Consider the following 23349-nt stretch of genomic DNA (forward strand, 5'->3'; position numbering starts at 1 on the left):
GCGAGTGCAGCATGCTGGACATGCCCGTCTTCGTGACGTCGCGTGCGACGCCGAGTTCCCGGAAGGCCCCGACCCGTGACCACCCCCAGCGCCGCCACCCCGCCCACCCCGGCCCCGGCCGCCCCAGCGACGACTACGGGCCACGGCCCGAACTCGCCCGGCGCCCCGGGCCGCTGGGGTTCGCTGGGCCCCGTGGGACTGGTGCTGGCCGGGGGCGTCTCGGTGCAGTTCGGTGCCTCACTCGCCGTCGGCCTGATGCCGAGAGCGGGCGCCCTGGGTGTCGTCACGCTGCGGTTGCTGGTGTCGGCGGTCGTGCTGCTGGTGGTCTGCCGGCCCCGGCTGCGCGGCCATTCGCGCGCCGACTGGGGCACCGTCGTCGCCTTCGGCACGGCGATGGGCGCCATGAACGCCCTCTTCTACCAGGCCGCCGACCGCATCCCCCTCGGCCCGGCCGTCACCCTCGAGGTCCTCGGCCCGCTGGCCCTCTCCGTCCTCGCGACCCGCCGCCTGATCAACCTGCTGTGGGCCGCGCTCGCGCTGGGCGGCGTCGTGCTGCTCGGCGGCGGAGGCTTCAGCGGCCTCGACCCGGCGGGCGTCGCCTTCGCGCTGGCCGCGGGCGCGATGTGGACGGCGTACATCATCTTCAGCGCGCGTACGGGACGCAGGTTCCCGCAGGCCGACGGGCTCGCCCTGGCCATGACGGTGGCGGCCGTGCTGTCCCTGCCCCTGGGCATCGCGGAGTCCGGCGCGAAGCTCACCGACCCCACGACGATCGGGCTCGGCGCGGCCGTCGCGCTGCTGTCCTCGGTCACGCCGTACACGCTCGAACTGCTGGCGCTGCGCCGCATGACCGCGTCGACGTTCGCCATCCTGATGAGCCTGGAACCGGCCCTCGCGGCGACGGCCGGTTTCCTCGTCCTGAGCCAGTCCCTGAAGCCGACGGAGATCCTGGCCATCGGCCTGGTCGTCGGGGCGAGCATGGGGGCGGTGCGCACACAGGTCGGACGCCGGAAGGCCGCCGCTGAGGACGACCCGGTGGCGGCCCGGGCGGGCACCCGGGCGGACAACTAGCCCGGTCGACCCGCAGTGCGGGGTCCCGCTTCGGCCGGGCGGCGGCTCGGGCGGGGGCGCGGGCGGGCGGTTGGCCCCGGTGGCTCCGTAGCGCGGGGTCCTGTTTCGGGACGGCCGGGTGGCGGCTCGGGCGGATGCGCGGGCGGGTGCGCGGGTGGGCGGTCGGCCCGGTGGCCCCGCAGTTGCGGGCTCCCGCCCCGCCCCGCGGCGAATACAAGCACGCGTGCTTGTTTATGGCCCGCGCTGCTGCCATGCTCCTCCCCACACCGCCCCGCACACCGTCGTGCCCCGAGGGAGCGCACCGTGGCTGATCCGACGCCCGTGATCGACGATCTGCGTGAGGAGAGCGAGGAGCTGGACCGGCTCGTGGCCGGTCTGACGCCCGCGCAGTGGGCCCTCGCCACCCCCGCCCCGCGCTGGAGCATCGCGCACCAGATCGCCCACCTCGCGTGGACCGACCGTTCGGCCCTGGCGGCCGTCACGGACGAGGAACGCTTCCGCGCGCTGGTCCAGGAGGCCCTCGCCGCACCCGACAGCTACGTCGACGACGGCGCGGAGGAAGGCGCGCGGCTGCCCGCCCCGCGGCTGCTGGAGACCTGGCGGGCCGGGCGCACCGCCCTGGACAGCGCCCTGCGCGCCGCGCCGCCCGGCGCGCGGTTCCCCTGGTACGGGCCGCCCATGGCCACCGCCTCGATGGCCACCGCCCGGCTGATGGAAACGTGGGCCCACGGGCTGGACGTGGCCGACGCGCTGGGCGTCGCACGGCCGCCCACCGCCCGCCTCCGGCACATCGCGCGCCTCGGGGTCCGCACCCGCGACTTCGCGTACCACGTGCACGGCCTCACCCCGCCCGCCGAGGAGTTCCGCGTCGAACTGACCGGCCCCGGCGGCGAACCGTGGACGTACGGCCCCGGGGACGCGCCGCAACGGGTCACCGGGCCCGCCCTCGACTTCTGCCTCCTCGTCACACAGCGCGCCCACCGCGACGACCTCGCCGTACGGGCCGAGGGCTCCGACGCCGACCGGTGGCTCTCCATCGCCCAGGCCTTCGCCGGGCCGTCCGGCAACGGCCGCCCCGCGCGGGGAGCCGCCGAGTGACCGCCCCGGCCGCCCCGCCCGCCCACCGGCCGGCACCGCCCCTCCGCGTCGGCAACGCCTCCGGTTTCTACGGCGACCGCTTCGACGCCATGCGGGAGATGCTCACCGGCGGGGAACTGGACGTCCTGACCGGCGACTACCTCGCCGAGCTGACCATGCTCATCCTGGGCCGGGACCGCCTCAAGGACCCGTCCGCCGGATACGCCCGCACCTTTCTGCGGCAGCTGGAGGAGTGCCTCGGCCTCGCCCACGAGCGGGGCGTACGGATCGTCTCCAACGCGGGCGGGCTGAATCCGGCCGGGCTCGCCGACGAGATCCGGAAGCTGGCCGTGCGGGTCGGTGTCCCGCTGCGCGTCGCGCACGTCGAGGGCGACAACCTCGCCGGGGCGTACCCGGGCACCCTCGCCGCGCACGCCTACCTCGGCGGATCCGGGATCGCGGAGTGCCTGCGGGCCGGCGCGGACGTCGTCGTCACCGGCCGGGTGACCGACGCGGCCCTCGTCACCGGGCCCGCCGCCGCCCACTTCGGCTGGCCGGCGGACGATCACGACCGGCTCGCGGGCGCGGTCGTCGCCGGGCACGTCCTGGAGTGCGGGCCGCAGGCCACCGGCGGCAACTACTCGTTCTTCCTCGAGGGCGGCCGCGACGTACGCCGGCCCGGCTTCCCTCTCGCCGAGATCCACGACGACGGCACCTGCGTCATCACCAAGCACCCGGGGACCGGCGGTTTCGTGGACGTCGGCACCGTCACCGCCCAACTGCTGTACGAGACGGGCGGCGCCCGGTATGCCGGGCCCGACGTCACCACGCGCCTCGACACCGTACGGCTCAGCCAGGACGGGCCGGACCGGGTGCGGGTCGAGGGGGTGCGCGGTGAGGCGCCGCCGCCGACCCTCAAGGTCGGCCTCAACCGGCTCGGCGGCTTCCGCAACGAAGTGACCTTCGTCCTCACCGGGCTCGACATCGAGGCCAAGGCCGCGCTGGCCCGGGAGCAGATGACCGAAGCGCTCGCCAAGTCGCCGCCGAAGGAGGTGCGGTGGGACCTCGTCCGCACCGACCGGCCCGACGCGCCCACCGAGGAGACCGCGAGCGCGCTGCTGCGGCTCGTCGCCCGCGACCCCGACCAGGACGTCGTCGGGCGGGCGCTGAGCGGGGCGGCCGTCGAGCTCGCGCTGGCCGGATACCCCGGCTTCCACGTGACCGCCCCGCCGGGGAAGGGCAGCCCGTACGGCGTCTTCGAGGCGGCCCACGTCGAACAGGGCCGCGTCGAGCACGTGGCCGTGCTGCCCGACGGCACTCGTCGCGCCGTACCCCCGCCCTCCGCCACCCGTGAACCGGAGGACCTGCCCGAACCGGAACTGCCCGTACCGCTCTCCGGCGGTCCCACCCGGCGGGCCCCCCTCGGTCTCGTCGCCGGGGCCCGCAGCGGCGACAAGGGCGGGAACGCCAACGTCGGCGTGTGGGTGCGCGGCGACGACGCCTGGCGGTGGCTCGCGCACGAGCTGACCGTCGACCGGTTCCGGGAGCTGATCCCGGAGAGCGGCGAGCTGACCGTCGTACGGCACGTGCTGCCGCGGCTGCGCGCCCTGAACTTCGTCGTCGAGGGGATCCTCGGCGCCGGAGTCGCCGCCCGGCACCGCTTCGACCCGCAGGCCAAGGCGCTCGGCGAATGGCTGCGCTCCCGGCACCTGGACATCCCGGAGGCCCTGCTGTGACCGTCCTGCCCTCGGCCCTGGACCCGGCCGCCCCCGAATACCGCGCGAACCGCGACACCATGCTCGCCAGGCTCGCCGAACTCGACACCGAACACGCCAAGGCACTGGCCGGCGGCGGCCCGAGATACGTCGAGCGGCATCGCGGGCGCGGCAAGCTGCTCGCCCGGGAACGCGTCGAGCTGCTCCTCGACCCCGACACGCCCTTCCTGGAGCTGTCGCCGCTGGCCGCCTGGGGCAGCGACCACCCCGTGGGCGCCTCCCTCGTCACCGGGATCGGCGTGGTGGAGGGCGTGGAGTGCCTGATCACCGCGAACGACCCGACCGTGCGGGGCGGCGCGTCCAACCCGTGGTCGCTGAAGAAGGCCCTGCGCGCCAACGACATCGCGCTCGCCAACCGGCTGCCCTGCATCAGCCTCGTCGAGTCCGGGGGCGCCGACCTGCCGTCGCAGAAGGAGATCTTCATCCCCGGCGGCGCGATCTTCCGGGATCTCACGCGGCTGTCGGCGGCCGGAGTCCCGACCGTGGCCGTCGTGTTCGGGAACTCCACGGCGGGTGGCGCGTACATCCCCGGCATGTCCGACCACGTGATCATGGTCAAGGAACGCGCGAAGGTGTTCCTCGGCGGGCCGCCGCTGGTCAAGATGGCCACCGGCGAGGAGAGCGACGACGAGTCGCTGGGCGGCGCCGAGATGCACGCCCGCACCTCCGGTCTCGCCGACTACTTCGCCGTGGACGAGCCGGACGCCCTCAGGCAGGCGCGGCGCGTCGTCGCCCGCCTCAACCACCGCAAGGCGTACCCCGACCCGGCCCCGGCCGAGCCGCCCGCGTACGACGCGGAGGAACTGCTCGGCATCGTCCCCGGCGACCTGAAGACCCCGTTCGACCCGCGCGAGGTGATCGCCCGGATCGTCGACGGCTCCGACTTCGACGAGTTCAAGCCGCTGTACGGCACGAGCCTGACCACCGGCTGGGCGGCCCTGCACGGCTACCCGGTCGGCATCCTCGCCAACGCCCAGGGCGTCCTCTTCAGCGCGGAGTCGCAGAAGGCCGCCCAGTTCATCCAGCTCGCCAACCAGCGCGACATCCCGCTGCTGTTCCTGCACAACACCACCGGCTACATGGTCGGCACGGAGTACGAACAGGGCGGCATCATCAAACACGGCGCCATGATGATCAACGCGGTCAGCAACAGCCGCGTCCCGCACCTGTCCGTCCTGATGGGCGCGTCCTACGGCGCCGGGCACTACGGCATGTGCGGCCGGGCCTACGACCCGCGCTTCCTGTTCGCCTGGCCGAGCGCCAAGTCGGCCGTCATGGGCCCGCAGCAGCTCGCGGGCGTCCTGTCGATCGTCGCCCGCCAGTCCGCCGCCGCGAAGGGGCAGCCCTACGACGACGAGGCCGACGCCGCGCTGCGCGCCATGGTGGAGCAGCAGATCGAGTCCGAGTCCCTGCCGATGTTCCTGTCGGGGCGGCTGTACGACGACGGCGTCATCGACCCGCGCGACACCCGCACCGTCCTCGGCCTGTGCCTGTCCGCCCTGCACACCGCCCCGTACCAGGGCGCTCGGGGCGGCTTCGGCGTCTTCCGCATGTGAGGGGCCTACCAGTGATCACCTCTGTCCTCGCCGCCAACCGGGGCGAGATCGCCTGCCGCGTCTTCCGCACCTGCCGTGAGCTGGGCATCCGGACCGTTGCCGTGCACTCGGACGCCGACGCAAACGCCCTCCACGCGCGGGTGGCCGACAGCGGCGTACGCCTGCCGGGCGCGGCGCCCGCCGACACGTACCTGCGCGGCGACCTGATCGTGCGGGCGGCGCTCGCGGCCGGCGCGGACGCCGTGCACCCCGGCTACGGCTTCCTCTCCGAGAACGCCGGCTTCGCGCGCGCCGTGCGGGAGGCGGGCCTGGTCTGGATCGGCCCGCCTCCCGAGGCGATCGAGGCCATGGCGTCCAAGACCCGCGCCAAGGCACTCATGGGCCTGAAGTCGATGACCCCGGCCGACGTCACGGAGGCCGACCTCCCGGTACTGGTCAAGGCCGCGGCGGGCGGCGGCGGGCGCGGCATGCGCGTCGTACGCCGACTCACCGACCTGGCGGGAGAGTGGGAGGCCGCCCGCGCCGAGGCCGAGAGCGCCTTCGGCGACGGCGAGGTCTTCGTCGAGCCGTACGTCGAGGGCGGCCGGCACGTCGAGGTGCAGATCCTCGCCGACGCGCACGGCACCGTGTGGCCGCTCGGCACCCGCGACTGCTCCCTCCAGCGCCGCCACCAGAAGGTCATCGAGGAGGCACCCGCGCCGGGACTGGGCGAGCGGCTCACCGACGAGCTGTACGCGCTCGCCGTCCGGGCCGCCCGCGCCGTCGGCTACGTCGGCGCGGGCACCGTCGAGTTCCTCGTCGCCGACGGCCACGCGCACTTCCTGGAGATGAACACCCGCCTCCAGGTCGAACACCCCGTCACCGAGGCCGTGTACGGCATCGACCTGGTCGCCCTGCAGATCTCCGTCGCCGAGGGACACGCCCTGGACGCCGAACCGCCACGCCCGCGCGGCCACGCCGTCGAGGCCCGCCTCTACGCCGAGGACCCCGCCGCGGGCTGGGCCCCGCAGACCGGCCGGCTGCACCGCCTCCGGATCCCCGACGGTCCCGGCGTACGCCTCGACACCGGCTACACCGACGGCGACGACATCGGCGTCCACTACGACCCGATGCTCGCCAAGGCCGTCGCCCACGCGCCGACCCGGGCCCAGGCGATCCGCAGGCTCGCGGGCGCCCTGGAGGCCGCCGTCGTCCACGGCCCGGTCACCAACCGCGACCTGCTCGTCCGCTCCCTGCGGCACGAGGAGTTCACCTCCGGCCGCATGGACACCGGCTTCTACGACCGCCACCTCAGCGCCCTCACCGAGCCCGCGCCCGACCCGTACGCCCCCCTGGCCGCCGCCCTCGCCGACGCCCACGACCGCTCCGCCCGCTCCCGCTCCGCCTCCCGGTTCGGCGGCTGGCGCAACCTCCCGTCCCAGCCGCAGATCAAGCGGTACGCCATGGCCGGCGAGGAACACGAGGTCCGCTACCGCCACACCCGCGAGGGCCTGGCGGCCGACTGCGACGGCGTGCGCGTCGTCCACGCCGACGCGGCCTCGGTGGTCCTGGAGATCGACGGCGTACGCCGCAGGTTCGCGGTCTCCCGCTACGGCGACCAGGTGTACGTGGGCGCCACCGCCCTCACCGCCCTGCCCCGCTTCCCCGATCCGGCGGCCCGGCTCGCCCAGGGCTCCCTGCTGGCCCCGATGCCGGGCACGGTCGTCCGGGTGGCGGAGGGCCTGGCGGCGGGCTCACCGGTCACGGCGGGCGAACCGCTGCTGTGGCTGGAGGCGATGAAGATGCAGCACCGCGTCGAGGCCCCGGCGACGGGAATCCTGACGGCCCTGCACGTGGAGCCGGGGCAGCAGGTGCAGCCGGGCATGGTGCTGGCGGTAGTGCGAGAGACGTAGCGGCGCGGGACGGTGTCCGACATGCGGCACCCCCGACCACCGACCACGGAAAGCCCGAAGGAGACGGATGACCACCCACATCGAATCCGAAGAACACCAGGCTCTCCGGGAAGCCGTGGCCGCCCTCGGCAAACGCTACGGCCGCGACTACATGCTGAAGACGGTGGACGCGGGCGCCCAGCCCACCGAGCTCTGGCACGAGGCCGCCAGGCTCGGGTACCTGGGCGTCAACCTTCCGGAGGAATACGGCGGCGGAGGCGCGGGCATAGCCGAACTCTCCATCGTCCTCGAAGAGCTCGGCGCCTCCGGCAGCCCTCTGCTGATGATGATCGTCTCACCGGCGATCTGCGGCACGGTGATCTCCCGCTTCGGCACGGACGAGCAGAAGCGCGCCTGGCTGCCCGGTTTCGCCGACGGCACCCGCACCATGGCCTTCGGCATCACCGAGCCCGACGCCGGCTCCAACAGCCACCGCATCACCACCACCGCCCGCAGGGACGGCGCCGACTGGCTGCTGACCGGCCGCAAGGTGTTCGTGTCCGGGGTCGACCACGCGGACGCGACGCTCATCGTGGGCCGCACCGAGGACGCCCGCACCGGCAGGCTCAAGCCCTGCCTGTTCATCGTCCCGCGCGACGCGGACGGCTTCGGGCGGCAGCCCATCGACATGGAGCTCCACGTCGCCGAGAAGCAGTTCGAGCTGGTCCTGGACGATGTACGGCTGCCCGCCGAGGCGCTGGTGGGTGGCGGCACCACCCACGCGTCCGGCAGCGGGGAAGAGGACGCGGGGCTGCTCCAGCTGTTCGCCGGCCTCAACCCCGAGCGGATCATGACCGCCGCCTTCGCCATCGGCATGGGCCGCTACGCGCTGGCCCGCGCCGTCGAGTACGCGCGCGAACGCACCGTCTGGAAGGCCCCCATCGGCGCCCACCAGGCCATCGCACACCCCCTCGCCCAGGCGCACATCGACCTGGAGCTGGCCCGCCTGATGATGCAGAAGGCGGCCCACCTCTACGACGCGGGGGACGACATCGGCGCGGGCGAGGCCGCCAACATGGCGAAGTACGCGGCCGGCGAGGCGTGCGTGAAAGCCGTCGACCAGGCCGTGCACACCCTCGGCGGCAACGGCCTGACCCGGGAGTTCGGACTCGCGTCGCTGATCACCGGCTCGCGCGTGGCCCGTATCGCCCCGGTGAGCCGGGAAATGATCCTCAACTACGTCTCCCACCAGACCCTGGGCCTGCCCAAGTCGTACTAGACCGCCGGCCGCACGTGAGGGAAGCCGGGCCGGTGAGCCGTACCGAACAGTCCCAGCGCGACGGCGTGCGAGGAGGAACCGATGTTCCGCAGCGAGTACGCGGGCGTCCAGCCCGTGGAACTGCCCATTCACGAGGCCGTGCTCGGCCGGGCGGCAGAGTACGGGGACGCGCCCGCGCTCATCGACGGCACGGACGGCACGACCCTCACGTACCAGCAGGTGGACCGGTTCCACCGCCGCGTGGCCGCCGGTCTCGCCGAGGCCGGGGTGCGCAAGGGCGACGTCCTGGCCCTGCACAGCCCCAACACCATCGCCTTCCCGCCCGTCTTCTACGCCGCCACGCGCGCGGGCGCCACGGTCACCACCGTGCACCCGCTCGCCACCGCCGACGAGTTCGCCAAACAGCTCCGGGACTCGGCGGCGCGCTGGATCGTCACCGTCTCGCCGCTGCTGGACACGGCACGCCGCGCCGCCGAACTCGCCGGGGGCGTCCGCGAGATCTTCGTGTGCGACAGCGCCCCCGGCCACCGCTCCGTGACCGGCATGCTCGCCACGACCGCCCCCGAGCCGCGGCCCGTCATCGACCCCGTCGAGGACGTCGCGGTCCTGCCGTACTCGTCGGGCACCACGGGCACCCCCAAGGGCGTGATGCTCACCCACCGGCAGATCGCCACCAACCTCGCCCAGCTCCAGCCGGCCATCTCCGCCGGCCCCGGCGACCGCATCCTCGCCGTGCTGCCGTTCTTCCACATCTACGGCCTCACCGCCCTCATGAACCTGCCCCTCGGACACGGCGCCACGGTCGTCGTCCTGCCGCGCTTCGACCTGGAGACGTTCCTCGCGGCGATCCAGAACCACCGCATCACCGGCCTGTACGTGGCCCCGCCGATCGTGCTGGCCCTGGCCAAGCATCCGCTGGTCGCCGAGTACGACCTGTCGTCGCTGCGGTACGTCATCAGCGCCGCCGCGCCGCTGGACGCGAAGCTCGCCGCCGCCTGCGCCGAGCGGCTCCGCCTGCCGCCCCTCGCCCAGGCCTACGGCATGACCGAACTGTCGCCCGGCACGCACGTCGTGCCCCTCGACGCCGTGCGCGAGTCCCCGCCCGGCACCGTGGGCAAGCTGGTCGCCGGCACCGACATGCGCATCGTCTCCCTGGAGGACCCCGGCAGGGACCTCGGTCCCGGCGAGTCCGGCGAGATCCTCATCCGCGGCCCCCAGGTCATGAAGGGCTACCTCGGCCGCCCCGACGCCACCGCCGCCATGATCGACGCCGACGGCTGGCTGCACACCGGTGACGTCGGACACGTCGACGCGGACGGCTGGCTGTTCGTCGTGGACCGGGTCAAGGAACTCATCAAGTACAAGGGCTACCAGGTGGCCCCGGCCGAACTGGAGGCGTTGCTGCTCACCCACCCCGGCATCGCCGACGCCGCCGTCGTCGGCTCGTACGACGAGAACGGCGCCGAGATCCCGCACGCCCACGTCGTCCGCCGGCCCACCGCCGCCGGCCTCGGCGAGAACGACGTCATGACGTACGTCGCCGAGCGCGTCGCCCCGTACAAACGCGTCCGCCGCGTCACCTTCGTCGACGCCGTGCCCCGCGCCGCCACCGGCAAGATCCTGCGCCGACAGCTCAGGGAGGACCCCGCATGACGAGCCTCGTCCGCGCCGCGCACGACCGCGGCATCACCACCCTCACCCTCGACTCGCCGCACAACCGCAACGCCCTGTCGGCCGCCCTCGTCGGCGAACTCGCCGAGGCACTCACCGCGAGCGGCACCGACGACGCCGTACGGGCCGTCGTCCTCACCCACGACGGCACCACCTTCAGCGCCGGCGCCGACCTGCGCGACCCGCCCGACCCGAAGGCCCTGGTCGCGCTGCTCCGGCAGATCGTGGAACTGCGCAAACCCGTCGTCGCGCGCGTCACCGGCCATGTCCGGGCCGGCGGCCTCGGCCTGCTCGCCGCCTGCGACATCTCCGCGGCGTCCACCGCGTCGAGTTTCGCCTTCACCGAGGTACGCATCGGTGTGGCGCCCGCCGTGATCTCGCTGCCGCTGCTGCCGCGCACCGACCCGCGGGCGCTGACCCGCTACTACCTCACCGGCGAGCGCTTCGACGCCGCCGAGGCCGCCCGCATCGGCCTGCTCACGGCGGCCGGGGACGACGCCGACGCCGTACTCGCCCCGGTCCTCGACGGGCTGCGCCGGGCCGCACCCGAGGCCCTCGCCGCGACGAAAGCGCTGCTCACGGCCAGGGTGCTGGAGGCCTTCGACCGGGACGCGGACGGACTGACCGGGCTCTCCGCCCGGCTGTTCGGCTCCGCCGACGCCCGCGAGGGCATGACGGCGTTCCTCGAACGACGGGATCCCCCGTGGGTGCTGTGAGCACGGGCGCCCACGTCCCCGACGACCACGGAACCCCCGCCGACGGAGCCCCCGGCGCCGGCCGGGACGCACCCGCCGCCGACGGCGACCGCGGCGACCGTACCGCCGGCGGCGACCGCGTCCCCAAGCAGGACCGCAGCCGGGCCACCCGGCAGCGCCTGCTGGAAGCGGCCGTGGCCTGTCTCGCCGAGCACGGCTGGGCGGGCTCGACGGTCTCCGCCGTCGCCGAGCGGGCCGGAGTGTCCCGGGGCGCGGCCCAGCACCACTTCCCGACCCGCGAGGACCTGTTCACCGCGGCCGTCGAGTACGTCGCCGAGGAACGCTCCGGCGCGCTGCGGGACCTCTTCCCCGAGGGCACGGCCCAGGACCGCCGGGCCGTCGTCACCGCCCTCGTGGACCTCTACACCGGGCCGCTGTTCCGCGCCGCGCTCCACCTCTGGGTCGCCGCCTCCAACGAGGCCCAGCTCGGCCCCCGCGTCACCGAGCTCGAAGCCCGCGTCGGCCGCGAGACCCACCGGATCGCCGTGGAACTGCTCGGCGCCGACGAGTCCCGCCCCGGCGTCCGCGAAACCGTCCAGGGGCTCCTGGACATGGCCCGCGGCCTCGGCCTCGCCAACCTGCTCACCGACGACACGGCCCGCCGCCACCGCGTGGTCACCCAGTGGGCGGCACTGCTGGATCAGGCGCTGGACCACGAAGCCTCCGGCCGAGCCGCCAGGGACTGAGCCTCCAGGGACTGAGGCGTCGAACGCTGAGCCGCAGGGACCGAGCCGTCAGGGGGCCGAGCCGTCGGGGGTTCGAGCCGCCAGGGGGCCGAACCGTCGGAGGCCGCCGCCGTCAGGGGCCGCCGCCGTCAGGGGCTGAGCCGCTCCACGCGCCAGCCGCCGCCCTGCCCCGCCACGTACCGCAAGCGGTCGTGCAGCCGGTTCTCGCGGCCCTGCCAGAACTCCACCGCGTCCGGGACGACCCGGAAACCGCCCCAGTGCGGCGGCACCGGCACCTGCTCGCCCTCCGGATAGCGCGCCGCCAGCTCCTCGTACGCCGCGTCCAGGCCCGCCCGGTCCGCGATCACCGACGACTGGGTGCTGGCCCACGCCCCCAGCTGCGAGCCGTGCGGACGCGTCCGGAAGTACGCCGCCGTCTCGTCCCGCCCCGTGCGCCGCGCCGTACCCGTCACGATGACCTGCCGGGCCATCGGATGCCACGGGAACAGCAGCGACACGTACGGGTTCTCGGCCAGGTCACGGGCCTTGCGGGAGCCGTAGTTCGTGTAGAAGACGAAGCCCCGGTCGTCGAAGTGCTTCAGCAGCACCGTGCGGGAACTCGTGCGCCCCTCGGCGTCCGCCGTCGACACCACCATCGCGTTCGGCTCGAACAGCCCGCCCTCGGTCGCCGCCTGCTGGAACCAGCGCCCGAACTGCTCCTCCGGCGACGCGGCCAGCTCAGGCTCCAGCAGCCCTTCGGCCCGGTACTGCTTGCGCATCGACGCGAGGTCGAACGGAACGGTGCGGGAGGGATCTCGGTCGGTCACCCGGCCATCTTGCCGTATGCGAAAGCCGTCGCAGGGAAGGTGTCCACACCGTGACCGTCACCCGTACGGCGTACGGTGGCCTTCGTCACTGCGTGGCACTGAGTGCCGCAACCCCTCCCCAAGGATGGCACTGAGGGAATATCGTGCTGAGGCCGATCCGGTTCGATCCGGTGGGGTGACCGCCGACCGTACGGGGCATCACAGGGGAACCACGGGGCGACGTCCAGGACCGCGAGCCGTTGACGGCCGCGGATCCACCGGACGACCGCCCCCGGGGCCACTGCCCGGCACGGGGTCGCCCACGGATGCCCCACCCCCGCAACACCATCCGTCGCACACATCACGAGGAGCCGCCTGATGTCCGACTTCGTACCCGGGCTCGAAGGAGTCGTCGCGTTCGAGACGGAGATTGCCGAACCGGACAAGGAGGGCGGCGCCCTGCGGTACCGGGGCGTCGACATCGAGGACCTCGTCGGCCACGTCTCCTTCGGCAACGTCTGGGGCCTGCTCGTCGACGGCGCCTTCAACCCCGGCCTGCCGCCCGCCGAGCCGTTCCCGATCCCCGTGCACTCCGGGGACATCCGCGTGGACGTGCAGTCGGCGCTCGCCATGCTCGCGCCGGTGTGGGGCCTCAAACCCCTCCTGGACATCGACGAGGCGCAGGCCCGCGACAACCTCGCCCGCGCCGCCGTCATGGCCCTGTCCTACGTCGCCCAGTCCGCCCGCGGCCAGGGCCTGCCCATGGTCCCGCAGAGCGAGATCGACAAGGCGGAGTCCGTCGTCGAGCGCTTCATGGTCCGCTGGCGGGGCGAGCCGGACCCCAAGCACGTCGCCGCCGTCGACGCCTACTGGACCAGCGCCGCCGAGCACGGCATGAACGCCTCCACCTTCACCGCCCGGGTCATCGCCTCCACCGGCGCCGACGTCGCCGCCGCCCTGTCCGGAGCCGTCGGCGCCATGTCCGGCCCGCTGCACGGCGGCGCCCCCTCGCGCGTCCTCGGCATGATCGAGGAGATCGAGCGCACCGGCGACGCCGAGGCCTACGTCAAGGGCGCCCTCGACCGCGGCGAGCGCCTCATGGGCTTCGGCCACCGTGTCTACCGGGCCGAGGACCCGCGTGCGCGGGTGCTGCGCCGCACGGCCCGCGAGCTGGGCGCCCCGCGCTTCGAGGTCGCCGAGGCACTGGAGAAGGCGGCGCTGACCGAGCTCCACAACCGCCGGCCCGACCGGGTCCTCGCCACCAACGTGGAGTTCTGGGCGGCGATCGTCCTGGACTTCGCCCAGGTCCCGGCGCACATGTTCACGTCGATGTTCACCTGCGCCCGTACGGCCGGCTGGTCCGCGCACATCCTGGAGCAGAAGCGCACCGGCCGCCTGGTCCGCCCCTCCGCCCGCTACGTCGGTCCGGGCACCCGCGACCCGCGCGAGATCGAGGGCTACACGGCCATCGCCCGCTGACCGACCGGCCCGCCGGCCGGGGGAGACGGTCACGGAAAACGCAGCGACCCGCGGGCTGGGTTCCTCCGGGGAGGAGCCGGCCGGACGTACCGGCAGCCCGCGGGTCGGGTGACTGCGATGGTTTGGCCGGCTGCGCGCGACTGGCACACGCTGGTCCGGCGCCGAACCGAGTACGACGACGGGCTGCTAGCCCGCAGTCACCTCTTCCGTCCGGTATGCATACATCTGCCGAACCACCTCCTTTCCGAAGTGGGACCAGCCTAAGAACCCGTCCTCGGACCGTTCAAGTCTTTTTTCCGGGCCCCGTCCGGTCCAGTGCGGCCGCGAGGTCCAGAGCCGCGGCGATGCGCGCGGCGACGTCTTCGGCGTAGGCCGTGTCGGAGCGCTCGAAGCAGCTCCGGCCCGCGCCGCGCAGAAACGTCACGGCGCCGAGGGTGCGACCCCGGCTGCGCAGCACCGCGCTCAGGGCGTGCACCGTGTCCGCCGGCCACTGCCGGGTCAGCGCCCACGCCCTGGCCCGCTCCGCCGGCAAGGACCCGGCGCTCGCGCGCACCGACCCGGAACGCGCCACGCACGCCAGCGCCGGATGCCCCTCGGCGTACCGCAGGGGAAGACCGGCGGCGCCACCGAACGCACTGGGGCCGGGCGCGCCCGCCGGGGTGGCCGCGACCCGCACCAGCCGCACCGGCTCGTCGGTGTCCTCGTCCGCCAGATCGCCCAGTACGCGGTCCACGACGGCGTGGTCGGCGAAACCCGCCAGGGCGAAGTCCAGGTGGACGGTCGCCGCCTCCGCGGGGCTCTCGCACTCGGCGGCGGCCCGCGCGGCGCGGTGCAGCTGGTTGGTGCGGAACCGCAGCAGCGACGCCTCCTGCGCGCTCTGCCGGGCCTGAGTCACGTCCTGGAACAGCCAGCCCACCCCGAGCGGCACCGGCTCCTCCGCGAGCGGCGACGACAGCCGTACGAAGCCGCAGCTCCAGCAGCGCCGCCGGTCGCCCTCCGGCGTGCGCACGCTCACCCAGATCTCGGCCGGCGCGGGCGGCGCGCCCTCCGCGAGCACGTGCGTGAGCGCGCTCTCCAGCTCCTCCACGCCCTGCGCGAGCAGCTCGCCGAGGGGGCGGCCCAGGGCGGACGTACGGCCGATCCCCAGCGCCTGGGCGGCGTGTGCGTTGACGACGGCGGGGCGCAGGTCGGCGTCGACCAGGACGACACCCCACGCCGCGTTCTCGAACAGGGCCTCGCTCAGGGCGATGGACCGCTCCAGGTCGATCTGCGTGTGCACCTCGCTGAACGCGCAGTACAGCCCCGCCGGTCTGCCGTCCGCGCCGCGCACGGCCGCCGACTGGGTCCGCACCAGCACCCGGCCGCCGTCCTTGGTCAGCAGCGCGAACTCGTGCACCTGCCGCCCCGGCGCGTCCATCGTGGCCATCAGCCGGGCCTGCACCTCCTGGGCGTCGGCGCTGCGCACGGCCCACCCGGTGAGGCCCTCGCGGCCGACGGCCTCGGCGGCGCTCCAGCCGAGGATGCGCTCCGCCTCACGGTTCCAGTGGGTCACGACACCGTCGGCGTCGAAGGCGCACAGGGCCGCGTCCATTCCGTCGAGCAGCGCGGCGAGGAGATCCGCGCCGTCCCGCTCGGGCGGACCTGGCGGGCCGAGGGGCTCGGACTCGTCGGGTCCCAGCTCGTCGGTGGTCCCACTACGCCGGGAAGCACTCACCTGGACCCCCTGCAGTCCGCGGCCGTTCGTACGGCACGTCGGTTCGCGTACTGCTTCCATTCAACTTGAACGTCACTCAAGGCACACCGGGTTCCCACAAGATTGCGGGAATCGTTGTACGTCCGAGAGCCGCCGGCGAGCCGGTCACCGGCGCGGGCGCCGCTCCGGGCGGAAGGGGACGCGGCGCCCGCACGCGTCGTCGCGGGGGAGCGCGGCGGGCGGCACGATCGTGTCGTGGACGTGCCGCCGCCGGCGGAGCGTGCCGTCGTCGCCGGTCACCGGTCCGATGCGCAGCCCCGGGGGTGACTCGCCCCCGAGGACGCGTCCCCCGGGCCGCGAAACCGGCGGGGCCGGACGGCGGACCGCCGGGGCCGGGCGGCCGTCGGCGGATGCGTGATCGGCACGGCGAGCGCTCAGCGCCGGTAGAAGATCCGGTCGCGGTACTCCTCCATCACGCGGTCGTTCCAGTCGTGGCCGCCGTCCACGTTGCCCGAGCGCAGCAGCGGCGGCTCGATGCCCCGGGCGGCGAGCACACCGGCCGCCGTCGCCACCATGGCCTGCATGAGGGCCGAGGTGACCACCGTGGAGGCCGGGGCGAAGGGCGCCGGGACGGTGTCGAGGGTGAGTTCCGCGTCGCCGACCGCGATCTTCGAGTCGAGGACGATGTCGCAGTGGTCCTTCAGGAACGTCCCCGAGGCGTTCCGGGACGTCGTCTGTGCCGCGTACGCGACGGACGTCACGCCGACGACCCGCACGCCGCGCGCGCGTGCCGTCATCGCCATCTCCACCGGAAGCGCGTTGCGGCCCGACAGGGAGATGATCACCAGGGCGTCGCCCGCGCGGAGCGGCGAGGTGTCCAGCACGGCGGTCGCGAGTCCGTCGACCCGCTCCAGGGCCGAGCCGAGCGTGGCGGGCATGACGTCCACACCGACGACCCCCGGCACGGTCAGCAGGTTCATCACGGCGAGACCGCCGGCCCGGTAGACGACGTCCTGGGCGGGCAGCGAGGAGTGCCCGGCGCCGAACGCGAAGAGCCGCCCGCCGGCCGCGACGGTGTCGGCGAGCAGCGTGCCGGCCGCCTCGACGGCCTCGCCCTCCTCGTCCCGCACACTCTCGAGCAGGCCGATCGCGGCGTCGAGGAACTGGCGTGCCGGCGTGCGGTCGCTCATGCGGGGCCCTTTCGGTGCGGCTGTGTCGCGGATCACGGTGCGGTCCGGACCAGTGCGGTGTCAATACGACCGGGGCGGGACCGGCCGGGGGTGCCGGGACCCCTCGGCGCCGGGACCCCGCAGGCCCCGCCCGCCGGCCGGCCACTCCGGCGTTCGGCCGCACAGGCACGGTTGTCGGCGGTATGCGTCAGAATTGAGGTCAGGGCCAGCGCACCGCCGGAGCCGCCGAGCCTCCGGCAGATCTCTACCGAGGGGCACGTATGTCCGGACTGATCGACACCACGGAGATGTATCTCCGCACCATCCTCGAGCTGGAGGAGGAAGGTGTGGTCCCCATGCGCGCCCGGATCGCCGAGCGGCTCGACCAGAGCGGCCCGACGGTGAGCCAGACGGTGGCGCGGATGGAGCGGGACGGCCTGGTGTCCGTCGCCAGCGACCGGCATCTGGAGCTCACGGACGAGGGCCGCCGGCTGGCCACGCGCGTGATGCGCAAGCACCGCCTCGCCGAGTGCCTGCTCGTCGACGTGATCGGCCTGGAGTGGGAGCAGGTCCACGCCGAGGCGTGCCGCTGGGAGCACGTGATGAGCGAGGCGGTCGAGCGCCGCGTCCTGGAGCTGCTGCGCCACCCGACCGAGTCGCCGTACGGCAACCCCATCCCGGGTCTGGAGGAGCTGGGGGAGAAGGACGGCGCCAACCCGTTCCTGGACGAGGGCATGGTGTCGCTCGCCGACCTCGACCCGGGCGCGGACGGCAAGACCGTCGTCGTACGCCGCATCGGTGAGCCGATCCAGACGGACGCGCAGCTGATGTACACGCTGCGACGCGCGGGCGTGCAGCCCGGCTCGGTGGTCAGTGTGACGGAGTCGGCGGGCGGTGTGCTGGTGGGCAGCGGCGGCGAGGCGGCCGAGCTGGTGGCGGACGTCGCGTCGCACGTGTTCGTCGCCAAGCGCTGAGCCGGAGGGATCGGAGAGGGCCGACGGGGCCGGAGGGCCGCCGTGGCGGCCCGGGACGGCCCGTGGCGGGGGCCGCCGGGTGCGGTGCCGGCGTGTCAGTGGGCGGGCGGCGCGATCTCGCCGAATACGAAGTCCCGTACGTCGAACCGCAGCGCTCGGGCGCCGCGCGTGCGACGCTGTGGCGTGAGCACGGGACCTGACGGTTCGTCCGTCACGGTGCTGCCGTCCGGCCGGGAGGGGGTGCGGAGGATGTGCCGGGAGTGCGCAACACACGGAGCATGGGGAACGCCCGCACCACGTGCGGGAGACGCAGAGGGCCCCGGCGCCTTGCGGCGCCGGGGCCTGTCCTCCCCTGTGCCGACCCGGAGCCCCGAGCTCCCAGGGTCGTCCCCTGCGGACCGATTTCCCCGAGCGGCCCGCCTCCCGCTGAAGATCTCCCCCCGGCGGAGGCGATCATTCCTCGAAGGTGGTCACTCGAACGAGCGGTGTTGTCCGCGGAAACCGCGTTCTCGAATGGACGTTCGGTAACCTGTGGGAGGGGATCGGGCGACAGGCGGGGGCGGCTGAGCGTGCGCGGTCACCGGACACGGCAGAGTCCACGGCAGGCAGGACACGGGTCACCGGACCGTCCGGCTCGACGAGAGCGAGCGGTCCACGCGGAGCTTGGGGGGTGCCGGAAGAAATGATGCGGCGCATCGACGTGACCGGGGCGGGGGGCGTCCGCCTGGCGGCCTGGGAGTTCGGCGACCCTCCCAAGGCGGACCCGGCGGCTGACCCGGCGAGACCGGCCGCCGCGGCGCCGGCCGAGGGGGAGGACGTACCGGATGCGGCGCGAGCCGACGGCCCGCCCGGTGTGCTGCTGCTGCACGGCCTGATGGGCCGCGCCTCGCACTGGGCGTCCACGGCCCGCTGGCTCGCCGAGCGCCACCGCGCGGTCGCCCTCGACCAGCGTGGCCACGGCCAGAGCGAGAAGCCGCAGGACGCCGCCTTCACCAGGGAGGCGTACGTCGAGGACGTGGAGGCCGTCCTGGAACAGCTCGGCCTCGGGCCGGCCGTCCTCATCGGGCACGCGATGGGCGCCCTGACCGCCTGGCAGCTCGCCGCGAAGCGCCCCGACCTGGTGCGCGGCCTGGTCATCCTGGACATGCGGGTGTCCGCGCTGGGCGCCGCCTCGCAGCGGGAGTGGGGCGAGTGGTTCAAGGCGTGGCCGCTGCCCTTCGCCACGCTCGCGGACGTCCGCAAGTGGTTCGGCGGGGACGACCCCTGGGTGGAGCGGCCGAACCCGTCCCGCGGCGAGTTCTACGCCGAGGTGATGGCCGAGTCCCCGGACGGCTGGCGGCCCGTCTTCGAACCGGCGCAGATGCTCAGGTCCCGAGAGACCTGGGTCTACGACGCGCACTGGGAGGAGCTCGCCCAGGTCCGCTGCCCCGCCCTGGTCGTGCGCGGCCTCGACGGCGAGCTCGGCCGCGCCGAGGCACAGGAGATGGTGCGGGTGCTGCCCCACGGCCAGTACGCGGAGGTCGCCGACGCCGGCCACCTCGTGCACTACGACCAGCCGGAGGCGTGGCGCGCCGCAGTCGAACCGTTCCTGGACGCGTGCACCTTGGAGTGACGGAACGCCCCCCGGACCGGGCGGGGCCTCGACCTCGACGGGGAGTCGCCTGAAACCGCGCGCGGAACCGCCCTGGACGGGGACGCGGAGTCGCCCCGAACCGGGCGCGGACCGCCCTCGACGGGGACGCGGTACCGCATTGGACGGGGTGCCGAACCGGCCTCGATGTTGACGCGGAAACACCCAACCGGGCGCGGACGCGGACCGACCTGGAAGGGATGCGGAGTCGCCCCGCACCCGGGCGCGTGGCCGCCTCAGACCCGGGCGCGGAGCAGTCCTGGGCGCGGGCGCGGAGCCGCCTCCCGACGGGCGCGGAACCGGGCTGGGCGGGGACGTCACGCGGCCCGGTCGCCGACGCGGTACCGGCCCGGTCGCGGGTGAGGTACCGGCCCGGGAGCGGGGCGCGGGCCGCGAAACCGACCCGGGGCCGGACCGTGTCCTCACCCCTTGCTGACCGCCGTGAGGATCTCCGGCAGCCGGGCCGCCGCGCGCGGTGCCGCGAGCCGCAGGCCGAGCAGCGTCAGGGCCGCGCCGTAGACCGTGCCCACCGGCAGCAGCAGCCACCCCCAGCGGTCGTCGCCCCCGCTCACGTGGAGCCGGATCGTCAGCGCGATGACCGGCGCGCACAGCAGGGCCGACGTGAACATCCCGCCGAAGAGGGAGATCCAGGCGAGCCCGGCCTGCCCCGGGGCCACGTTCTTGTGGCCCTCCTGCGGAATGGAGTACGGGAAACGCGCGGACGCCCACGCGCCGGTCGCGAGCATCGCGCCGAGCAGCGCGAAGGACAGACCGAGTGTTTCCGGCAGCCGAGACCAGTCCCCGAGCATCGCCGTCGTGACGACGGTGACGACCGTGGCGTACGGGAGGGTGACCAGCAGCAGCGCCAGGGCGCGGGCGCGCAGTTCCACGTACGCGTCGCGGGGAGAGGAGATGGTCATGGCGACCATCCAGAACGCGGAGGTGTCCTGGCCGAACTGGTTGTACATCTGCAGGCCGAGCATCCCGGCGGCGAAGCAGGCGAAGTACACCGAGCCGGTGCCCTGCCAGGCGTTGAAGACGGGCACGATCACGCCGATGGCCAGTGACGTCACCCAGGCCGCCTTGGTCTTCGGGTCGCGCCACGCGTAGCGCAGGCTGCGTTCCACGACGGTGCCGGTGCGGCCCGGCGGCAGCAGCCCGGCGAGGCCGCCCGAGGCGCGTTCGCGCGCGGCCGTGTCCGCCGCGGCGAGCGTCGAGCCGTCGGGCGAGGTCATCAGCCGGGTCAGATGCCGCGTCCACAGGGAGAGGAGAGCCACCAGGGCCAGGGCGCTCAGGGCGAGCCTCGCGGCGGCGATGCCGTACGAGCCCTCACTGACCGCGTGCACGGCGGCGATCGCGGACGCGGGCGGCACCCACTGGAGCACGTCGGCGGCCGGGTCGAGCTGTGCGAGACCGGACGAGCCGAGACGCTGCGCCCCGAAGTTCACCAGCTGGGCCCCGACCGCGATGACGAGGCCGCTGAGCACGGCGAGATCACGGCCCTTGCGGCTGGTCAGCAGCCGTACGTTGACGGCGGCCACGGCCCGCGCGAGCGCCACGCACACCAGCAGCGCGAGGGCGACGGCGATCACACCGACGGCGAAGGCCGCCCCGCCGTGCGCGACCGCGACGGCCGAACCGGTCAGCAGGCACAGCGTGAACAGCGGCCCGATGCCGATCAGTGACGCGGTCAGCAGCGCCCGGACCAGGGGGCGGGGCCGCAGCGGCAGCATGACCAGCCGGGTCGGGTCGAGGGTCTCGTCGCCGCTCGGGAAGAACAGCGGCATCACCGCCCAGCCCAGCCCCAGCACGGCCGCCGCGAGCACCACCAGCGACTCCACGTGCGCGTGCCCGCGCAGCGCGATCAGGCCGGCCAACTGGAGCGCGGCGAACAGCAGGGCGACCACGGCGGACGCGACGTACGCGGCACGGCGCCCGCCGGACTGACGGAGCCCGTTGCGCAGCAGCGACAGTTTCAGCCGGGCGAGGGTGGTGGTGACGCCGCTCATCGGGCGCCGCCGCCCAGCCAGTCCAGGTCGGACCCGGCGTCCCGGCCGTGCGCGCCGACGAGTTCCAGGAAGGCCTGCTGCAGGGAGGGGGCCTCGCCGCGCACTTCGGCGAGCGGGCCGTGGGCGCGGATCCGGCCGGCCGCCATGACGGCGACCCAGTCGCACAGCGACTCCACGAGTTCCATCACGTGGGAGGAGAAGACGACGGTGGCACCGGAGGCGGTGTAGCGCTCCAGGACACCGCGGATGGTCTGCGCGGACACCGGGTCGACGCCCTCGAACGGCTCGTCCAGGAACAGCACGTCGGGGTTGTGCAGCAGGGCGGCGGCGAGACCGATCTTCTTGCGCATGCCGGTCGAGTAGTCGACGACGAGTTTGTGCTGGGCGCCCGCCAGGTCGAGGATGTCGAGGAGCTGGGTGGCGCGCTTGTCGACCTCGGTGCCCGGCAGCCCGCGCAACCGGCCCGTGTAGGCGAGGAGTTCCCGCCCCGACAGCCGCTCGAACAGCCGCAGCCCCTCCGGCAGCACCCCGATCCGGGCCTTCACCTCGACGGGATCGCGCCACACGTCGTGCCCGACGACCTCCACGGTGCCCTGGTCGGGGCGCAGCAGTCCGGTGACCATGGACAGGGTGGTCGTCTTCCCGGCGCCGTTCGGTCCGACCAGACCGATGAACCGGCCCGCGGGCAGCTCCAGATCGATCCCGCCCACGGCGATCTGCTGCCCGAATCGCTTCCAGAGTCCGCGCACCCGTACGGCCGCTGCGCCCACCACAGTCCCCTCGGTCATACGGGAACCCTACGGTGCGGCACCGCGCCGGTCGGAGCGCCCCGGTCCGGGGAAGCGCTTCAGCCCGGCGGACGGGGCAGCCCGGCGGACAAGTCGGCAGAGCCGATGGTCAGCCGGGCCGTTGGGTCGCCAGGGCCGCGGGTCGGCCGGGCCGACAGGTCAGCGCTCCCGCCCGCACGCGTAGGCGAGCGGCGAGATCAGTTCCTCCGCGTCCGGCAGCCACCGGTTCACCGACGTCGGCCGACAGGCCCACTGCACGGCACCGCGGGACCCGAACCGGGTGGGCGGGGCCGCCACGTACGCCCCCTCGCCGAGCGTCACGAGGTCCAGGGAGGACGGGATCCAGCCCAGCTTGCGCACCAGGTCCGGCACCTTGGCCGTCGCGCCCGGCAGGACGAAGAACTCCATCCGCCGGTCCGGCGTCAGCGTCACCGGGCCGAGCGTCAGATCCATCCGCTCCATCCGCGCCAGCGCCAGGAACCCCGCCGTCTCGGGGACGGAGATCGCGTCGAAGGCCCGTCCCGTCGGGAGCAGGATCGACGCGGTCGGCTGTTTCTGCCACATGCGGCGGGCGGCGGTCGCACTGCCCGTCGCCTGCGTCGGCCAGTCCTCGCGGGCCGGATGCGCGCCGGGCACGGCGCACGCGGTGTCGCCGCACGAGCAGCGGTGCACTCCGTCGGAGGCTTCCAGCCAGGTGCCGGGGAAGACGTCCCAGTGACGTTCCTCGGCGTAGCGCACGGCGGTCTCCAGCAGCGATTCCCCGCGCTGGGCCGGGATCTGCCCGTGGGCCCGCCCGGCGGTCTGAACGGCTTCGGTGTCCGGGATCGTTTTTGTCACGTTGCACTCAACTCCCGCACCCACCTGGGGTTACGGCCGTTTCACGCGCGGGTCGCGCGCGGGACAGCAGCATCGATTCGGCACCCGGGGCGCACGGGTGCACGGGCGGGGGCGCGCAGGAGAAACCGGAGCGGGACGGGGGTAACCACGTGGGGGACCGGCCGCTGCCCGCACAGAAGGGCAGTATCCGGCAAAACCTCGTAAGCCTCGCATTTTCCCCAAGCGGGCGGGGCATTGATCCCCA

At 74.1% G+C, this 23349-nt stretch carries 18 protein-coding genes; 12 read left to right on the forward strand and 6 right to left on the reverse strand.

The window, feature by feature from the left end; all coding sequences use genetic code 11:
- Nucleotides 1-75 precede the first annotated feature (75 nt).
- From ABZ354_RS07345 to ABZ354_RS07385, 9 genes are all read left to right on the forward strand, one after another.
- Nucleotides 76-1071 (forward strand): EamA family transporter, encoded by a 996-nt coding sequence (locus tag ABZ354_RS07345; protein WP_358653911.1) that lies wholly within the window; start codon nucleotides 76-78, stop codon nucleotides 1069-1071.
- Between the two features lie 303 nt (nucleotides 1072-1374).
- Nucleotides 1375-2169 carry a TIGR03084 family metal-binding protein gene (locus ABZ354_RS07350; protein ID WP_358653913.1) on the forward strand — a complete coding sequence of 265 codons (795 nt, stop codon included), beginning with the start codon at nucleotides 1375-1377 and terminating at the stop codon, nucleotides 2167-2169.
- On the forward strand, nucleotides 2166-3884 hold the full coding sequence (locus tag ABZ354_RS07355; RefSeq protein WP_358653915.1) for an acyclic terpene utilization AtuA family protein: 1719 nt from the start codon (nucleotides 2166-2168) through the stop codon (nucleotides 3882-3884). Before ABZ354_RS07350 ends, ABZ354_RS07355 begins: the two co-directional genes overlap by 4 nt.
- Nucleotides 3881-5479 (forward strand): carboxyl transferase domain-containing protein, encoded by a 1599-nt coding sequence (locus ABZ354_RS07360; RefSeq protein WP_358653917.1) that lies wholly within the window; start codon nucleotides 3881-3883, stop codon nucleotides 5477-5479. Before ABZ354_RS07355 ends, ABZ354_RS07360 begins: the two co-directional genes overlap by 4 nt.
- An 11-nt stretch (nucleotides 5480-5490) precedes the next feature.
- The gene (locus tag ABZ354_RS07365; protein WP_358653919.1) at nucleotides 5491-7371 is read left to right on the forward strand and encodes a biotin carboxylase N-terminal domain-containing protein; all 1881 of its coding nucleotides are present in this window, start codon (nucleotides 5491-5493) and stop codon (nucleotides 7369-7371) included.
- A 67-nt stretch (nucleotides 7372-7438) separates the two neighbouring features.
- A complete protein-coding gene (locus ABZ354_RS07370) occupies nucleotides 7439-8629 on the forward strand; it encodes an acyl-CoA dehydrogenase family protein (RefSeq protein ID WP_358653921.1) in 1191 nt (396 codons plus the stop codon).
- Between the two features lie 81 nt (nucleotides 8630-8710).
- Nucleotides 8711-10282 carry a 4-coumarate--CoA ligase family protein gene (locus ABZ354_RS07375; RefSeq protein ID WP_358653923.1) on the forward strand — a complete coding sequence of 524 codons (1572 nt, stop codon included), beginning with the start codon at nucleotides 8711-8713 and terminating at the stop codon, nucleotides 10280-10282.
- On the forward strand, nucleotides 10279-11016 hold the full coding sequence (locus ABZ354_RS07380) for an enoyl-CoA hydratase family protein (protein WP_358653925.1): 738 nt from the start codon (nucleotides 10279-10281) through the stop codon (nucleotides 11014-11016). Before ABZ354_RS07375 ends, ABZ354_RS07380 begins: the two co-directional genes overlap by 4 nt.
- The gene (locus ABZ354_RS07385; RefSeq protein WP_358653927.1) at nucleotides 11004-11741 is read left to right on the forward strand and encodes a TetR/AcrR family transcriptional regulator; all 738 of its coding nucleotides are present in this window, start codon (nucleotides 11004-11006) and stop codon (nucleotides 11739-11741) included. The genes ABZ354_RS07380 and ABZ354_RS07385 overlap by 13 nt, the downstream gene beginning before the upstream one ends.
- A gap of 128 nt (nucleotides 11742-11869) precedes the next feature.
- Here ABZ354_RS07385 and pdxH read toward each other — a convergent pair whose 3' ends face one another.
- Nucleotides 11870-12547 (reverse strand): pyridoxamine 5'-phosphate oxidase, encoded by a 678-nt coding sequence (pdxH, locus tag ABZ354_RS07390; protein ID WP_358653929.1) that lies wholly within the window; start codon nucleotides 12545-12547, stop codon nucleotides 11870-11872.
- 357 nt (nucleotides 12548-12904) lie between these two features.
- On the opposite strand from pdxH, the gene ABZ354_RS07395 reads away from it, so the two are divergent.
- Nucleotides 12905-14005 carry a citrate synthase 2 gene (locus tag ABZ354_RS07395; protein ID WP_358653931.1) on the forward strand — a complete coding sequence of 367 codons (1101 nt, stop codon included), beginning with the start codon at nucleotides 12905-12907 and terminating at the stop codon, nucleotides 14003-14005.
- A 283-nt stretch (nucleotides 14006-14288) separates the two neighbouring features.
- Here the strand turns inward: ABZ354_RS07395 and ABZ354_RS07400 are convergent, their stop codons facing one another.
- Nucleotides 14289-15779 (reverse strand): PAS domain-containing protein, encoded by a 1491-nt coding sequence (locus ABZ354_RS07400; protein ID WP_358653933.1) that lies wholly within the window; start codon nucleotides 15777-15779, stop codon nucleotides 14289-14291.
- A 353-nt stretch (nucleotides 15780-16132) separates the two neighbouring features.
- Nucleotides 16133-16888: an SIS domain-containing protein gene (locus ABZ354_RS07405; RefSeq protein WP_358653935.1), complete on the reverse strand. Its 756-nt coding sequence runs from the start codon at nucleotides 16886-16888 to the stop codon at nucleotides 16133-16135.
- A gap of 260 nt (nucleotides 16889-17148) precedes the next feature.
- Between ABZ354_RS07405 and ABZ354_RS07410 the strand changes: the two genes are divergently transcribed.
- Nucleotides 17149-17841 carry a metal-dependent transcriptional regulator gene (locus tag ABZ354_RS07410; protein ID WP_358653937.1) on the forward strand — a complete coding sequence of 231 codons (693 nt, stop codon included), beginning with the start codon at nucleotides 17149-17151 and terminating at the stop codon, nucleotides 17839-17841.
- A gap of 682 nt (nucleotides 17842-18523) precedes the next feature.
- Nucleotides 18524-19453 (forward strand): alpha/beta hydrolase, encoded by a 930-nt coding sequence (locus ABZ354_RS07415; protein WP_358654325.1) that lies wholly within the window; start codon nucleotides 18524-18526, stop codon nucleotides 19451-19453.
- Nucleotides 19454-19893: 440 nt separating this feature from the next.
- Here the strand turns inward: ABZ354_RS07415 and ABZ354_RS07420 are convergent, their stop codons facing one another.
- The 3 genes from ABZ354_RS07420 to ABZ354_RS07430 form a co-directional block, all read right to left on the reverse strand.
- The gene (locus ABZ354_RS07420) at nucleotides 19894-21480 is read right to left on the reverse strand and encodes a transporter (protein WP_358653939.1); all 1587 of its coding nucleotides are present in this window, start codon (nucleotides 21478-21480) and stop codon (nucleotides 19894-19896) included.
- Entirely contained in the window at nucleotides 21477-22268 is a 792-nt protein-coding gene (locus tag ABZ354_RS07425; RefSeq protein WP_358653941.1) for an ABC transporter ATP-binding protein, read from the reverse strand. Before ABZ354_RS07425 ends, ABZ354_RS07420 begins: the two co-directional genes overlap by 4 nt.
- A gap of 159 nt (nucleotides 22269-22427) precedes the next feature.
- The gene (locus tag ABZ354_RS07430; RefSeq protein WP_358653943.1) at nucleotides 22428-23105 is read right to left on the reverse strand and encodes a bifunctional DNA primase/polymerase; all 678 of its coding nucleotides are present in this window, start codon (nucleotides 23103-23105) and stop codon (nucleotides 22428-22430) included.
- Nucleotides 23106-23349 lie beyond the last annotated feature (244 nt).

Origin of the sequence: Streptomyces sp. NPDC005925 (assembly GCF_040638805.1) — a bacterium.
GTDB lineage: Bacteria > Actinomycetota > Actinomycetes > Streptomycetales > Streptomycetaceae > Streptomyces.